This window comes from Paraburkholderia sp. CNPSo 3274 (assembly GCF_024206475.1).
GTDB lineage: Bacteria > Pseudomonadota > Gammaproteobacteria > Burkholderiales > Burkholderiaceae > Paraburkholderia.
In genome coordinates, this window is the sequence record NZ_JAMBPR010000125.1 from 1 (window position 1) to 14,781 (window position 14,781).

Genomic DNA, 14,781 nt, shown 5'->3' on the forward strand with positions numbered 1-14,781 from the left:
AACCGGTGGTGAGTCCGGTTTGCATGACAGGTCTCCCGAGTGCGATGGAAGAAGGGGCACCAGGTTTGGCAAGCACGACGCGTTCCAGCATCCTGAATTTGGCTTGGCACCCGGTGGTGGTTGCCCTGTCTCCCGATTTGTGACAGAACTAGATCGGCGTCAAGCTATCCATCGGCCGGCTCGCATCGACGCCTGGCTTCTGGCTGACGTACACCGTTCCTGCGAGAGCCAGCCCTCGTGGCACGTTGAATCATATGTGATACGTGATGAAAGTTCGCGAGAGCGCCCCGGTCAACGGCAGAGTATGAGCGCAGCGTCCGCCGTCCTTGCTGGTGCAGGGCGCTTCGGGCGGCATGTCGACTGCGCTCATTCAGGTGGGTCGTGCTGCTGGCTTCGAGGTGCGGGCCACGACGCGCAATGACGAGGGTGCCGCGATCGCCGAGCGCCTCGGCGCCAACCGGATATTCCGCCATGGCGATCAGTTGCCGCGCCGCGCTGATGCACTCGTCGACAACATCGGCGCCATGACCTGGGCGGACAACCTGGGGGCGGTCAAACGCGGCGGCGTCGTGGTGATCCACGGGGTCACGACCGGCCATGCCGCGGAAACCGATCTGCTGCGCATCTGTGTCGAGCAGATCGACATAGGCGGCACCATCATGGGCACGCACGAAGAGATGAAAGCCATGATGCAGTTCATCATCCGTAACGACATCAAGCCGGAAGAAGCCGCTGTCGTGCCGATGACGGAGGCTCGTGCGGCGATCGCCGAGATGATTGACGGCCGCACGCGGGGAAAGACCGGCTTCACGCGATGAGCGCTCGGACGGATGCAATTCCAAGCTTTGGACACAGTGATGAAAATCGGTTTTATCGGCGCCGGCCTGATCGGCGGTGGCCTCGCTCGCCTGGCGGTGCAGGCGGGGCACGAGGTGATCGTTAGCAACTCGCGCGACCCGCGGACTCTTTTCAGCCTCGTTGCCGGCGGGTCGCGGCCGCGCCGGCACCGTAGCTGAGGCCGCCGCGCTCGGAGACGGGCTTCAGCGGCAGCCCTGGCTGCGTCTGGTCGAGTGTCAGCCGGACGGTCTTTCGTTTCAAAGGATCTTCAGATTCCGAATTTTGCCGATCGAGGGTGAGCGCTCAGCGATCAGGTTCGTGATGAATTCCGGCAGCAGCGCGCGCGGCACATTCACCGGTACATCGGCGATGACCCGAGACGGCACCTGAACGATAAATTCTTTCGGCGCCGAGGCGAGACTGTGTTTGTAGCCGACGCGGATTTCCATGGCTTGATGTGCTGCGAGCGGACGACAAAGACCGACAAACAAGACCCATACCGCATGGTCCGCTGTCAATTGTCGGCGATTCAGGAGGCAGCGCGATTGTCACTAAAATGTCACAATTCGACGCCTGCGGACCTAGTCCGGCGAGAACCACGGAGTCTCATCTTGATCAGCGACCTTGAACTGCTTTCGCGCCTGCTCATCGCAGCCCACCTTGGCAGCGTGATCGGCTTTGAGCGTGAGCGTGTGAACTGGGCGGCTCTGAGCCGACCGGCGATTGCGGTCGCCGCCTGGCGGTCTCGCACGCGGGCGAGCCAAGCGTCAAATTCGGGCGTAATGATCTACTTCGTCACGCCCGGGATTGTAACCTGCAGGTTACATCATATCAAACTCCTGCGCTGGCCACCTACACCCTGTTGATCGTTAAGCGCGGGGCGATCCTGGCCCGTATCGACCGCACGTGGGATTGCTGCTCACGCGCTCGCCGGCCAGGGTGCCGGTCTTTTGAGCCGGCTGCCTGTGGTGCTGCGCTCCAGTTCGCGTGTGGGAGTTGTTGCTGCGACGTGCGTGCTGCAGCGGGAAAGGCCCGCTAGCTGCCCGTCAACCAGGAAAGTGCAGGTGAGGCGCCCATGCTGTTCAAACAAGCGAGCCCCGTTAGGGAAACCTTCCACGGGCAGAAGCGCCCCACAGGGCCAGATCGGGTTATCGCGCCGCCGCGGCGCTGGCTACGTGCGGGAACAACTTACGCAGGCGCCACGTCCCATCTCCGCGGGAGGATCACGTCAGCGAACGACGGTCCTCAGAACGAAGAGAATGCCCTGACGCAGCGTGGCATCGCGCGGTCTTGCCGACAGGGTACTTGAACTGAAGGGGGCATAAAAAGCAAAAGCCCGAACCGCTAGCGGCAGTCGGGGCTCTCTTGCTGCGCCATCCAGCACGGTTTGCCGATGAAACATGGGATTGGTTTTAGCCGCTCGATCGAGGCCATGAAAGACCTTCAGCCTTTACGTTTCCGGGCGCTCTGGTTATGGCTGATGACGCTTGCCATCCGCTTCGGCAGCGGCGATTTTATGCCCGTGATGAGGGGCAGACCGCGCGCGCCGCGCACGCGGTTACCTTCACGCTCGCGGCCCGAGGATCAGGGTGATGTGTAGCGCATCAGGGCGAAATGCAAGCACCCGTTCGTTCACCCTGAATCTCTCTACATTGGTCTCGACGGTAAGCTCGATAAGGTCATCGACTCCCGGAAACGGATCTCCAGCCTCATGCACTGCGAGGATACTGGGGCCTTGATAGCGGGAGCCGAGAAGTTCGCTGGCAAATTCAACTTCGATCACGACTTTCATGCGAGCGCCTCCGTGTGAAGGTTGAAGAGGTGAGGGTGCTTGATTCTCGCACGCTGGCAGCCCCCGTTCCGGTGTCTGCTCATTCCCGACAGCCTGTCTACTCCCCCTCTCGGCATTTCGGCTGCAGAGGTCTTGTTGCGACATCGGAGTACTGCGCCGGGCTGGCCCGCGAGAGCGCGGGTGGTCCGATCTGTGGCGTGTCTTGCGGCACGAGCGCGCGCATAACGCCACCTCCTTAGAGACGTAGCCAACTGAATCTGCCGTATAGATTTCGCGAATTGCGCGCAACGCAGTCTGGGTGATCACAAAAGTATAGTCGCACGACGCTGGCTTTCCGGGCGAAGCCTTGGAGGCCCGCGGCGCCGCGCTTCAATTTCCCCAGAGCGGTGGGCTCATGGTGGTGTCATAGTTGGCGAACATGATGTTGAAGCTGACGCTCACGCGTGCTTGCTCGCTCGTGTTCGCCGACACCGAATGTGCTAGCCAGGCTGGAAACACCAGCAACGTGCCCTCGCTAACTGGCAATACCACCTGATCGGTGTTGTAAGCCGTCAACTCAGTGACAGGTGGACGGATAACGATCGCCTGTGGGCGCGGTTCGTGGAAATTGATCGTGTCGGCACCCGCTTGCGACCGCAGGTAATACACACCGCTCAGGAAATTGTTGGGATGACTGTGCATCGCGTGTGTCCCGCCTGGATCCAGGACATTGACCCAGCAGCCAGTAATGTGAAACGGGGCATCAGCGACCCTGAGAAACGTGAGTACGTCGCGTGCGGCCCGTTCGATATGCGTGATCAGCTCAGCAAACTCTGGCCTTTTATGTTGCTGGTGACCCGATTGCCATGCGGCGCCGGTACGGGTGCCGACGCCGCTGCGGATCAACGTGTCGACATACGCCATCAGTTCCCGGTCAAGCGGCTCGTAGCACGCCTGCTCGAGGCGGTGCCGCCATACGAACGTTGGGAAAAGTCGGATGATATCCGTGGCGGAGGCTTCCATTGCCGGTTGCGCAACGCGCTGGTCGGGACGCTTATCCATCACTATACGCACGGAAGCGGCAAGCACGTACACCTGCTGCTCGTGCAGCCTTGATGGGTTGTTGACCCCGACTCCGTTTTGATCCGGATACCGAGATTCACGTGAACCGGCTCCGATGGCGGCCTCCCTTTGGAATCGGCGGCATTTGCGAGTTCGCAGAGAGGATCATCGGCACGTCAGTGACTGGTTCACATTGGCGTCGGCGGGAGCGTTTATCGGGGCACTTGGCCCGAAAATCAGCGCCGCTGTCGATTCGTCCAGCAAGCCATTCCATTTCGCAGCAAACACCGTATTCATCGACGCGGTGCAGGATGGACAAACGTGGATGGTGACGCCGCACCTGAAGATGTTCTTCTGTGATTTCACAGCCAAGGACAGAAACGTCTACGCGAGCTGCGCGTCGAACTCGCTTGTCGACATGGACCTGCAATGGTGTTGTCAGGTTGTTGGGTCGGTCACGTAAGATGGCGAGATGAAGAAATTGAAATCGCTCTATCACGGTCACCGTTTCCCGGCCGCAGTCATCAGTTGCGCCGTGCGCTGGTATTTTCGCTTTCAGTTGAGCTTGCGCGACATCCAGGAACTGCTCTTCGAGCGCGGGGTGGTCGTGACCTACGAGACGATCCGATGCTGGTGCGATAAGTTCGGCAAAGACTTTGCTCATCGAGCGAAAGCCACGCGGCGCAAGCCCGGTAGCATCTGGCACCTCGACGAGATGTTTGTCACGCTACGGGGCGAAGCATACCTGCTGTGGCGTGCGGTTGACGAGCATGGCACCGAACTGGACGTCCTGGTACAAAAGCGGCGCGATAAGGCCGCCGCCAAACGTTTCTTCAAGCGCATGCTGCGCTCGAACCCGGTGCCGCGCAAGATCGTCACCAATCAATTGCGCAGCTATCCGGCCGCCAAGGCCGAGATCTCCGAGCTTGCGAAGGTGAAGCACCTATTCGTAAAAGCGGCAGCTCGGCTAAACAACCGCGCAGAGAACTGTCATCAACCGACACGCGGACGCGAGCGGCGCATGCGTGGCTTTCGCGATTCAAAACGCGCACAGAAATTCCTATCCTGCTTCGGGACGATCCGGCAACATTTCGCGCTCAAACGGCATCTACTGCGCGCTTCACTCTATCGCAAACAACTCGCGGTGCAGTTCGTTGCATGGCGCGAATTCACCGGCCTCGCCCAAAATCCGTCGAGTGCTTTCTGACCAATTGTCAACTGCCGTCGCGTCGTCTCATTTCCGGTCGGCGCGGCCATTGCGTGGCTGGTGGCGGGCGTGGGCATGTACACGCTCGCGCGCGTCTTCCAGGCGCTCGCGGAGCGCAAGCCGAATCTCGATGCCGGTGTGTTCGTCTACGCCAAAGAGGGTTTCGGCGACTATCCCGGCTTCCTCTCCGCGTTCGGCTACTGGATCGGCAGTTGCATCGGCAACGTTTCTTACTGGGTGCTGATCAAGTCCACGGTGGGCGCGTTTTTTCCGGTCTTCGGCGACGGCAATACAGTCACGGCCATCCTCGTTGCTTCGATCGGCATCTGGCTCTTTCACTTTCTCATTCTTCGCGGCGTGAAGCAGGCCGCGTTCATCAACACCATCGTGACGTTCGCCAAGGTCATTCCGATCGTGGTGTTCATCGTCATTCTCCTGTTCGTGATCAAGCACGGGACTTTCCACCTGAATATCGGGTCCGCGGCGCAAGAGGGCGGCATCGTCGGTCAGGTGCGCGCGACCATGCTGGTAACCGTATCCGTCTTTATCGGCATCGAAGGCGCGAGCGTGTATTCGCGCTATGCCAGGGAACGCGCGGACGTCGGGCGCGCGACGATCTTCGGCTTCGTCACGGTGACGGCGCTCATGGTGTTCGTTTCGATGCTGCCTTTCGCCGTGCTGCCGCGCGGCGATGTCGCGGGCATGCGCCAGCCCTCCATGGCGGCGGTGCTCGAGAGTGTCGTCGGACCGTGGGGCGGGATTTTCGTGAGCATCGGGCTTATCGTCTCCGTGCTCGGCGCGTATCTGGCCTGGTCGCTCATCTGCGCCGAGGTGATGTTCGCCGCGGCACGCAATCAGGACATGCCGGCCGTGTTCGCGCGCGAAAACGCCAACAACGTCCCGGCGAATGCGCTCTGGATCACGAACATCGTCGTGCAACTCCTGGTAGCCAGTACCTATTTTTCGTACGACGCGTTCGCCCTGATGCTCAATCTTACGAGCGCAATGTCGCTGATTCCCTACCTGTTCGTCGCCGCCTACGGGTGGATTGTCTCGAAACGAGGCGAGAGCTATGACGTCCGGCCCGAAGAACGCACGCGAGATCTCGTCTTGGCTTCGGTCGCAGTGATCTACACGTTGTTCATGATTATTGCCGGCGGCCTCAAGTTCATTTTGCTATCGGCGATTCTCTACGCACCAGGCACCGTGCTGTATTTCATTGCAAGGCGCGAGCGCAAGCTGGGAGTTTTCCAGCGCACGAGCGACTGGGTCATTTTCATCGTGGCGGCCGTAGCGGCCATCATAGGCGTCGTAGCACTGGCCATGGGCGCCATGGCGGTCTAATGAGGACGGGTGGAGATCGATATGTCCAAGGCGAAGGGCGGTGATGAGGCGTGGAGAGTACAACGGCTATGGCGAGGATCTTCTCGATTACAACCAGCACCGGTCGGCTGCGCGCACCGGCTTCGCCGTGTCGCGTTGAAGACCATGGAAATCTGTTACTTCTGCATGGATTTATTTCTTTCTAGCCATGAAAAAGAATGCCATTTTCCCTCTCGCCAGCTCAACTCTTCTCGTCATCGCGGGAATATTTTGCATCATTGTTCCCCTGGCTACAGGGTCTCCTGTTGGCCCGATTTTCATCGCGAGGATGCTGTTGATCTGTGGCTTCGTGCATGCCTTGAATCTTTTCGTAACGAAAGGCTGGAAACTCATCATTCGGAAGATTCCTCCAGTCGTTGTTCCGGTGCTTATCGGCGTACTGATCCTTGTGAATGACAGTGCACGCGCGCGAGGTCTGACCGTGATGCTAATGATCTTCTTCGTCCTCGACGGCTTCTTCAAGGTCGTCGCGTCAGTCGAGCAGGATGCGAAAATCAACAACATAAGCTTTGCCAGTGCGATGCTGTCGATGCTGCTAGCCGTATTGCTTGCCGCCAATTTTCCGAACGTTCCAGGCACATTGCTCTCTGTGTTTCTCGGTGTGGATCTCATTGCAATGGGCCTGGTGCCTCTTGCCGGACATTACCGAAAGCGCGTGCAGACCTGACAAGGGCGCTTCGGTGCGGAGCCGCGCAATCGCGCGCTCAGTGACTGCGCGGAAACGAGAACGTGGCGCGCGCGCTGCCGTTGCCGCGGACGTTTACAGTCTGTCTCCTCGTAACGCCGCTATAGGTGGCGGTAACTGCATAGCGGCCTGGGGGCAACCGCACAAGCAAGTACGGTCCGTGCGTACGGGTATCGAGCACACTCGCGCCGCTGGCGTTGGCGATCTGCACCTGGACGTCGGCGACGTAAGACGCTCCGGGGCCGGTGAACTGCAGCGACAGCGGCCACTGGCTGCGCGCCTGCCTGAGCGCCGTTGACTCATCGCGGCCGACCCCACCGGACACGAACGATACGTCGCCTTGTTGTTCCGTCGCTGGCATGCCGGTCCTGTGGATCTCGCTGGCGCTTGTGGGAGCGGCAGTCTGCGCGACTGCGCCGCTTGCCAATACGAGTGCGAGCGATGCAGCGAGCATACTAGATGAGATCCGGGGAGCATTGCAGTGCACTTTTGTCATGACCACTCCTTGCTGTGTTGCCGACTTCGGGCGAGCAACTTAACTGTCGGGTCCGTCGGACTGGATAATGACTGCAGGAAACCGGAGACGCGTTGCATTCCGGGTTACGGCCGGAGTATGGGCGGCGGGTGCTCCGCCGCTCGGGCAGGCCTTACAAAAGATTAGCGTTTTTCGGCTCCCCGCGCGTTCAGCGTGTCACGACGACAGCGACGAGCCTGCGTCAAACGGGTTAGCAGACCGAATTAATTGGAGAGCGCCTAGTGTATTATCGAAAAGAAGTGAATCAACTAAGTTACAAAGAGCATTGCAAACGGTCGCAGGTTGCTTTTCATACACATGGAAACGACGTGCAACCCCAGGAGCGAGCATGAGAGGCAGCGGTAGGCGACAACTCATCGGTGCCCTGTTGGCAGTCGCCATCGTAAATGGCACAACCTATGCGGGCGCACAAACGGGTACAAGTCCCCCAGTCGATGCGTCCGCGCAAACTGGGGCGGTAGCGGCGTCTACGCGGCGAGGCAGGTCGGATACGATGCTGGCTAGTGACGTCCGCCGTGCTCTCGTGCGGACACCGGGTCTGAATTCCATGAATATTCACGTCCGTGTACGCGGCGGCATCGTTACGCTGACAGGGTCGGTGCCACAACACTCACAGATCGCGCGGGCCGGCAACGCAGCAAGGTCAGTCCGCGGTGTGAGGGCGGTAACGAACCGGTTAACGTTACGAACCGGTCCTGGCGGCGGCCGCTGAGGCGCGCGCTCTTGAACTTCGACCGCAGTGGCACCACCGACAGCGCTGGGCAAGCACACGGAGCATGGCTATGAAGAGGCCCGAGTCACCGCAGCCGGTTACGATGTTTGAAGCCCTCATTCCAATCGCTGGCCTCGTCTTCCTGGTCGGTCTGTCCTTCTATCTATTCGGTGACGCTGGAGCAAACGGGCCAAACCAGGTGGCGCTTGTTGTGGCAACCATGCTTGCGGTATTCGTCGGTTGGCGGCGGGGGCATTCGCTCGCGTCGCTGGGCGAGGCCGCAAATGCAAGTGCCAGTTCCGGGATCGGCGCCATTCTCATCCTGTTCGCGGTCGGCGCGCTCATCGGCACGTGGGCGCTCTGCGGCACCATTGTCGCCATGGTGTATTACGGGTTGAAACTGTTGAGCCCGGATTACTTCTACGTGACGGCGGCAGCGATCTGTGCGGTGATTTCGTTCAGTATCGGCACGTCATGGACTGTCGCGGGGACGATCGGTATTGGCCTGATGGGTATCGCCCATAGCATGGGGCTCAGCCCTGCCATCACGGCGGGTGCGGTGATTTCCGGCGCATATTTCGGCGACAAGTCTTCGCCGCTCTCGGATTCAGCGAACCTTGCGGCTGCGGCGGCAGGCGTCGACCTGTACCGCCACGTGCGCGAGACCTTGCTGACCTCCATCATCGCGATCGTCATCACGCTGGCGGTGTTCTATCTGCTTGGCCGGCCGGGCGAATTTGATGCGAGCGCCGAAGTGGCGGCGATGCGGGGCGCATTCTATATCTCGCCGGTGCTGTTCACGCCGCTGGTGCTTGTCGTCGTCCTGACCCTGTTCCGGCTGCCGCCGTTTACCACCATCTTTCTTGGCGCGCTGGCGGGTGGCGTCGTTGCCGTTTTCATCGAACCAGGGCGGGTCGTCGCGTTTGCCGGCGCGCGAGAGGGCGTGCCTACGTGGATTGCGATGATCAAAGGCGTATGGCTTGCGCTCGCGAGCGGCTACAAGTCGACGACCGGAAATCCCGCGCTTGACACGCTCCTCACTCGCGGCGGCATGGACAGCATGTTGAATACGATCTGGCTGATCATCACGGCACTCGCATTCGGAGGGGTGGTCGAGAAGTGCGGTGCGATCGAACGCCTCATTGCCCCGGTGGTCGACTGGGCGAAGAGCGGTGGGGCGCTGGTCGGCTCGCTGGTCCTGGCGACCATTGCGACGAACATCGTTACGGCGGACCAGTTCATCGCAGTCGTGCTGCCGGCCCGGATGTTCAGGAATGCGTTTGCGGCGCGCGGCTACTCGCCCATCGTGTTATCGCGCTCCGTTGGTGATTCGGCCACAACCACGGGCTCGCTGATCCCCTGGAACAGTTGTGGCGCGTACATGGCCGTGACGCTTGGCGTGCCTACGCTCAGCTACGCACCCTATGCTGTATTTTGTGTGGTGAGTCCGCTACTGACGGTAGCGATTGCGTACGCCGGTATCCGTATGCCACGCGTCCCTCAAGTACCTTCAGCGGCCCCGAACGACGAAGAGCCCAAATCTCCAGATTGCTGATATTCCAGACAATATCGGGGAGTGATGGAGCGCCCAGCGACGCCGTCGCCTGCGCACGCCTATGATGAGGGCTCGATGCTTCCCTGCGCATATTTCGTCACGCAGTCAACGTGCATGGTGCCACGGCATTGCACTTCCGGTTGATCTCGAAGCACAACAGGCCTTTGCCATGGACAGAGGAGCATCGTGCTGTGATGCGGCGCAGTCGCATAGTGCCATTTCCTTCATTAACGCATTCCGGTTCTTGTCGTTGCTTTTGCCTGGAAGCATACTGCTCCAGTCGCCCGCATTCAACCGGTCGATGCAACCGATAGATGGAATCCTTCACCCGGTGTATCGAAGTTTAGTGTTTTTCGTGGGCGCTTATCGAGCCGTCGTGCTACCGCATTGAGCTTTGCCTGCGAATAGACTGAGAGATCGGCACCTTTCTATAGGCGCTGTGCTTCACACACCCGGTTACGGCCACCTGATTTGGCTTCGTACAGGGCCGAATCAGCCATCTTCACCAGTACCGTTCCATCGTTGCCCGCGCGCCCTTGAGTCGTGACTACCCCGATGCTCACACTCACCCGGCCATGCTGGCTCTGTACGTGTTCGATATCGAGGTCGTAGACAGCGCACCGAATGGTTTCGGCCATTGCCATCGCGCCAGCCGGATCGGTATCGGGAAGGGTCACCACGAACTCCTCTCCACCATACCGCGCCACCTCGTCGGTTGGACGACGAACGCACAGGCCAAGACACTGAGCCACGGTCTTGAGCACTTCGTCTCCCGCCTGATGGCCATAGTAATCGTTGTATGCCTTGAACTGGTCGATGTCGACGAACAGCAATGAGAGCGGACGCCTCGTTCGATGAGCCCGCTTCCATTCCTTCTGCAGCGTTTCATCGAAGGTACCCCGGTTGCATAGTCCTGTGAGTGCGTCCGTGCGCGCCAGACGCGTCAGCCGTGACTCCGCAAGCTGCCGCCGCTGAAGTTCCCGCGACAGTACCAACGAGCCGGCGGCAATAATCGCGCTGAATACGGCCGTCAGGACTGCAAGTCGACGGGCGCGCTGTTGCCACCCAGCGTAAATATCCGTTTCCGCAGGTGCCACATCGACAATGATCGGAAGCCCCGCCAAACGCCGGTACACGTAGAGTCGGCGGACCCCGTCGATCGATGCAGTGCCGGTGAATGCACCTTCGTTCGTCGACATCGCCTGAATGAAAACGGGTGCGTTCCGGATGTCGCGTCCGACCACGTCCCGATCGTAAGGCAATCGTGTAATCATGGTTCCGTTTGTCTCAACCACGGCGGCTGTTCCGTGCTCGCCCACCGACAGGCCATCCAGTAATGCGCGAAAATAGTCAATGCTCAACGTCCCGACCACGACACCACCGAAAGAGCCGTTCGCACGGGTGATCCGGCGGCTCAACGCAATCGTAAGCGCACCACCCCGCAGCCGCGAGGCATAGGGTCTGCTGATGTAGAGGCCGGCGTTGCCGTGGTCGCGGTGGAACGTGAAATAGTCACGGTCAGCGAAGTTCCCCACGCGCGCGCGGATGAACCGGGAGTCAAGGATGATGTCCCCCCGCTCATTCATCACGAAGATGGAACCTAGGTACTTACCCGAGGCGGCTCGATCGAACAAGACTTCGCTTCGGATCTTCGGAGGAAGGGCCATGACCTGCGGGTCGGCCACCCCGTCCGCAGCCGCCTGCAAGGAAAGATCGTAAAGTTCGACGTTGCGGGCAATGTCGCGTTCGATGACCAGCATCAGATTTCGCGCATTCTCCTCAGCGTGTTCATAGGCATCAAGACGTGAGTCGTAAAGGCTCCATACGGACAGGCCGCATGCGAACAGTGACAGAAAGACTCCGCATACAATTACTCCGGTCGGTGACAACATCCGGGCGGCGGCCGACCGAACATATCGGAACAGAGAAGGTATTAACCGTCGACGCATGGAGCCTCAGAAAACAGATCATTCGCGCGTCCCAAAGGACTCTCAGCGCAGTTCGGCGATGCCAGCGCATGTTTTCCGAAAAGCTCATCGTCGTATTTACCCGCGCGCCATTAGCGATACAACCCGGATTATCTCCGCGCGGTACCTGACATAATCATTACTTGAGTATTTTGGTAGCAGCGAGGAGCCATTTCCCAAAGCTACGTCGTCACCGTGGCAATCACGGCGGAATTTCTTCGATGGCTTGAGGATTCTAATTGCTTCCCGGGATCCCTTTGATTTTTCTTCGGGTTTCCGGTTAGGCACACCCAAGCCGGATGGGGCATTGCCTTGCGGCCCCCAATATTTTCGATTAAGGATCAGTCGGTTGCTGTCTACCGGCCGATCTCGCTCACCAGCGACCGGTGCGTCTGCGAGCTAATTGTCGTTTGCATTGTGCAGTCGCCTCCGCAGGGCCCGCGCACCGTGCTGTCAACGATCCGGCGCTCACAATAATTGATGTGCCTGACCGACAGCGCGCGACTTGGGTGCATCTAACCGGAAACCTGCACGGAAATCAAAGGCACACCAACCACACCGCACGTGCTCCGCCATCGCTCTCAGAGGGGCGTCGATCGTGGATCGCTTACGATCGTTGCACGGTTTCTTCGCCGCGCTTGCCGAGTTCGATCTCAACCTGGTCCGCGAGAGGCCATCCAAACCGGCCTGTCAGTTGCCAGCACGCGAGGGCGCAAGCAGCGGTTCGGTCCGGACGCGAAGGTCTGGCCCGGAAGCTTCATTGCGAGCGGCAGCACACCTCTGCCGGACCCCCGAATGGCCTTGCTCGACTCTGCCAGACGGGACATCGGAAGCCAGAACGTGACCCGGTTGAATTTTACATAAAGATAAGAGCGAACGTTTTACCTTGACACGAAACATAATTCGTATAGCTAATTTAATTTGGTCCATAGCTGCTGGATGTTAGCCGAGCGCGCGGGATCGTTGCTCGGGTCTTCCATGGCGGAAAGTCATTGGGCAACAGACGCCACGGTGCACCCGCGCGGACAATCCAGCGCAAGGCGTTGAACATCTCGCGCAATTCATAGCGACGCTGAGGCGCGTCCTGGGTCATCAATGGCAGGTACGGAGCGGCGAAGTACCACTCGTCGTCCGATACATCCGTTGGGTTGGGTCTGCGTTTTTTAACACCTTCTAACCGAGACTAGGGCACGCTAGACATCCCCTGAAGGCCGACCACGGCAAGCCGCCGTTGTCACTGAGATCAAGGCACCGATCTCGCCGCGACCACGCGTAGGAAGTCGATGAGCGCTTGCGGATCGACCGGTTTCACGAAGTGCTGCTCGCATCCGGCCTCGCGGGATTGGGCGCGGTCCTCGGCCGTCCCGAATCCGCTAAGGGCAACCAGTACGGCACGCGCGGTACCAGGCTGTGCCCTGAGTCGCCGTGCCAGTTCGTGCCCGTTGATTCCCGGCAGACCGATGTCGAGGATGACGATGTCGGCATGAAAGTCTGTCGCAATCGCCAGGGCGTCTTCCCCATCGTACGCGCTCTGGACCTCGTGCTCGCTCAGGAGCATCGTCAGCGATTCGGCTGCGTCGTGGTTGTCATCAACAATCAGAACGCGAAGTCGCGTCATCCGCTCCCTTCGGGGCTGTGCTCGCTCGCAGTTGGCGTGCTGCCCTCAACCGTACTCCGTACGGCTTCCCTGATATCGAACACTTCGTGACACAAACGGATCTTGCCGCTGCTGATGCGTGACACGTCCATCAGATCGTCAATCAGGCGGGTGAGATGGGCGCACTGGCGCTCGATAGTCAGGCCTGCCCATTGGACTTCGGGCAGAGTTGCGGGGCTGATCTGCTTGAGGATCTGCGCGGCATTACGAATGGGCGCAAGAGGATTCCGAAGTTCGTGGGCCAATGTTGCCAGGAAAACGTCCTTGCGACGATCCGTCTCCCTAAGTAATTCTTCCGCGAGGGTGCGTTCCGTGATGTCCTCTAGCGTGCCGATGAAGGAAGTGACTGTCGCATCCGGTCCTTTCCGGAACCGGCCGTGCATCTCGACGACGCGCGGCGTTTGATCAACGATGCGCAGGATGCGAAAAACCGAATAGAAGTCGCCCTCCTGCTGCATGCTTTCCGTGTAGCGCGAAATTAGCGCGTCGGCGTCATCGGGATGTACAAGTTCGCGGACGAACGCCTTGCAGGACAGGGGCCCCTGGGAATCGGGTTGTCCTGTAATTTCGTACATGCGCCGGTTTTCCCAGACACCCGTGAGCGTCGGGACGCGCCACTCGAAAATGCCCAGGCCGGCGGCCGAAGCAGCCATTCGAAGCCGTTCCTCGCTCTTTTGCTGTGCGGCGAGAGCAAGGTCCCGCTCACCGATGGTCGTTGCGATCCGCCCGTCCTGTTCGTCGATAAGTTGCCTGATTGCACTGTGGATGGTCGCGCTAAACAATTCCTCTATCAGTTGATGACCGGCAGCCTGAATGTTCCGCGACACCGATATGCCCGCGAAGAATTCGCGGGTTGCCTGTTGCACGCATCGCTGCAACTGGTTTAGTTCGCGAAATAGCTCGTCAAGATGGTATCCGCGCATCCAGCGGTCACGACCATGCTTTTTTGCGTCAGTGTGTAGTTGCGCAAGTGTTGGCTGTACCGAGGCAGCGCGAAGGACAGCGCAGATTTCCTCGTAGAGCGACGGTACGTGATCGACCAGCTGAGCTGTCGTCAACCTGCCAGCCTGCTCTATCGATGGGTCGGACCGCACGGCACGGAGCCATTGCCGTGTTACGAGGCCACGTTTTGCCTCAAGGTATGCCGCAAGCTCGTCGAAAGCACTAGTCGACTGCGTCATTGAAATGGCACTGGTCGAATTCGCCGCGATGGATCGTCATACTTCCATTTAATCGGCTTGGGATTCTTGTTGTGCTCGCGGATATAGCGCATCAGCTTGCGCTCCAGATCCTTTACCGTGGTGAAGATACCTCGCGCAATCACGTCGCGCTGGATGCGCGAGAACCAGTTCTCCACCTGATTTAGCCAGGAGGTATAGGTCGGCGTGTAATGCAACCGCACGTTTCGGT

16 protein-coding genes and 3 pseudogenes are annotated in these 14,781 nt (G+C 59.6%); 9 read left to right on the top strand and 10 right to left on the bottom strand.

Going from position 1 to position 14,781, the window contains the following annotated elements:
* Positions 1 to 353 precede the first annotated feature (353 nt).
* Entirely contained in the window at positions 354 to 818 is a 465-nt protein-coding gene (locus tag M3I54_RS41325) for a zinc-binding dehydrogenase (RefSeq protein WP_133191105.1), read from the top strand.
* A 39-nt stretch (positions 819 to 857) separates the two neighbouring features.
* Positions 858 to 1,016 (top strand): NAD(P)-binding domain-containing protein, encoded by a 159-nt coding sequence (locus M3I54_RS41330; RefSeq protein WP_254345918.1) that lies wholly within the window; start codon positions 858 to 860, stop codon positions 1,014 to 1,016.
* Positions 1,017 to 1,094: 78 nt separating this feature from the next.
* On the opposite strand, the gene M3I54_RS41335 is transcribed toward M3I54_RS41330, so the two are convergent.
* The 3 genes from M3I54_RS41335 to M3I54_RS41345 all read right to left on the bottom strand — a co-directional run bounded on the left by M3I54_RS41335 (position 1,095) and on the right by M3I54_RS41345 (position 3,703).
* Positions 1,095 to 1,286 (bottom strand): hypothetical protein, encoded by a 192-nt coding sequence (locus M3I54_RS41335; RefSeq protein ID WP_254345919.1) that lies wholly within the window; start codon positions 1,284 to 1,286, stop codon positions 1,095 to 1,097.
* A gap of 1,115 nt (positions 1,287 to 2,401) precedes the next feature.
* Complete coding sequence (locus M3I54_RS41340) at positions 2,402 to 2,629, bottom strand: hypothetical protein (RefSeq protein WP_254345920.1); 228 nt, start codon at positions 2,627 to 2,629, stop codon at positions 2,402 to 2,404.
* A 369-nt stretch (positions 2,630 to 2,998) separates the two neighbouring features.
* Positions 2,999 to 3,703, bottom strand: a complete 705-nt coding sequence (locus M3I54_RS41345; protein WP_254345921.1) for a 2OG-Fe(II) oxygenase family protein — start codon at positions 3,701 to 3,703, stop codon at positions 2,999 to 3,001.
* Between the two features lie 82 nt (positions 3,704 to 3,785).
* Between M3I54_RS41345 and M3I54_RS41350 the strand changes: the two genes are divergently transcribed.
* From M3I54_RS41350 to M3I54_RS41370, 5 genes and pseudogenes are all read left to right on the top strand, one after another.
* Positions 3,786 to 4,133, top strand: a complete 348-nt coding sequence (locus M3I54_RS41350; protein ID WP_254345922.1) for a hypothetical protein — start codon at positions 3,786 to 3,788, stop codon at positions 4,131 to 4,133.
* Between the two features lie 9 nt (positions 4,134 to 4,142).
* Positions 4,143 to 4,877: an IS6 family transposase gene (locus tag M3I54_RS41355; RefSeq protein WP_254345923.1), complete on the top strand. Its 735-nt coding sequence runs from the start codon at positions 4,143 to 4,145 to the stop codon at positions 4,875 to 4,877.
* Positions 4,878 to 4,910: 33 nt separating this feature from the next.
* A pseudogene (locus tag M3I54_RS41360) lies at positions 4,911 to 6,221 on the top strand (basic amino acid/polyamine antiporter); the annotation flags it as partial.
* Positions 6,222 to 6,261: 40 nt separating this feature from the next.
* Positions 6,262 to 6,360: a phospholipase A gene (locus M3I54_RS45585; RefSeq protein WP_254345924.1), complete on the top strand. Its 99-nt coding sequence runs from the start codon at positions 6,262 to 6,264 to the stop codon at positions 6,358 to 6,360.
* 48 nt (positions 6,361 to 6,408) lie between these two features.
* On the top strand, positions 6,409 to 6,927 hold the full coding sequence (locus M3I54_RS41370) for a DUF308 domain-containing protein (protein WP_254345925.1): 519 nt from the start codon (positions 6,409 to 6,411) through the stop codon (positions 6,925 to 6,927).
* A gap of 37 nt (positions 6,928 to 6,964) precedes the next feature.
* On the opposite strand, the gene M3I54_RS41375 is transcribed toward M3I54_RS41370, so the two are convergent.
* A complete protein-coding gene (locus M3I54_RS41375; protein ID WP_254345926.1) occupies positions 6,965 to 7,441 on the bottom strand; it encodes a carboxypeptidase-like regulatory domain-containing protein in 477 nt (158 codons plus the stop codon).
* 532 nt (positions 7,442 to 7,973) lie between these two features.
* On the opposite strand from M3I54_RS41375, the gene M3I54_RS41380 reads away from it, so the two are divergent.
* Positions 7,974 to 8,192, top strand: a complete 219-nt coding sequence (locus M3I54_RS41380; RefSeq protein WP_254345927.1) for a BON domain-containing protein — start codon at positions 7,974 to 7,976, stop codon at positions 8,190 to 8,192.
* Between the two features lie 70 nt (positions 8,193 to 8,262).
* On the top strand, positions 8,263 to 9,747 hold the full coding sequence (locus tag M3I54_RS41385; RefSeq protein WP_254345928.1) for a Na+/H+ antiporter NhaC family protein: 1,485 nt from the start codon (positions 8,263 to 8,265) through the stop codon (positions 9,745 to 9,747).
* Between the two features lie 290 nt (positions 9,748 to 10,037).
* Here the strand turns inward: M3I54_RS41385 and M3I54_RS41390 are convergent.
* The 6 genes and pseudogenes from M3I54_RS41390 to M3I54_RS41415 all read right to left on the bottom strand — a co-directional run.
* Positions 10,038 to 10,175, bottom strand: a pseudogene (locus M3I54_RS41390) (IS30 family transposase); the annotation flags it as partial.
* Positions 10,176 to 11,696 (bottom strand): sensor domain-containing diguanylate cyclase, encoded by a 1,521-nt coding sequence (locus M3I54_RS41395; RefSeq protein ID WP_254345929.1) that lies wholly within the window; start codon positions 11,694 to 11,696, stop codon positions 10,176 to 10,178.
* Between the two features lie 991 nt (positions 11,697 to 12,687).
* Positions 12,688 to 12,816, bottom strand: a pseudogene (locus tag M3I54_RS41400) (transposase); the annotation flags it as partial.
* Between the two features lie 141 nt (positions 12,817 to 12,957).
* A complete protein-coding gene (locus M3I54_RS41405; RefSeq protein WP_254345930.1) occupies positions 12,958 to 13,332 on the bottom strand; it encodes a response regulator in 375 nt (124 codons plus the stop codon).
* Positions 13,329 to 14,552, bottom strand: a complete 1,224-nt coding sequence (locus M3I54_RS41410; RefSeq protein ID WP_254345932.1) for a PAS domain-containing sensor histidine kinase — start codon at positions 14,550 to 14,552, stop codon at positions 13,329 to 13,331. The genes M3I54_RS41405 and M3I54_RS41410 overlap by 4 nt, the downstream gene beginning before the upstream one ends.
* Positions 14,549 to 14,781 (bottom strand): transposase (locus M3I54_RS41415; protein ID WP_254342412.1); only part of this gene is annotated, 233 nt, incomplete at its 5' end. The genes M3I54_RS41415 and M3I54_RS41410, both read right to left, overlap by 4 nt.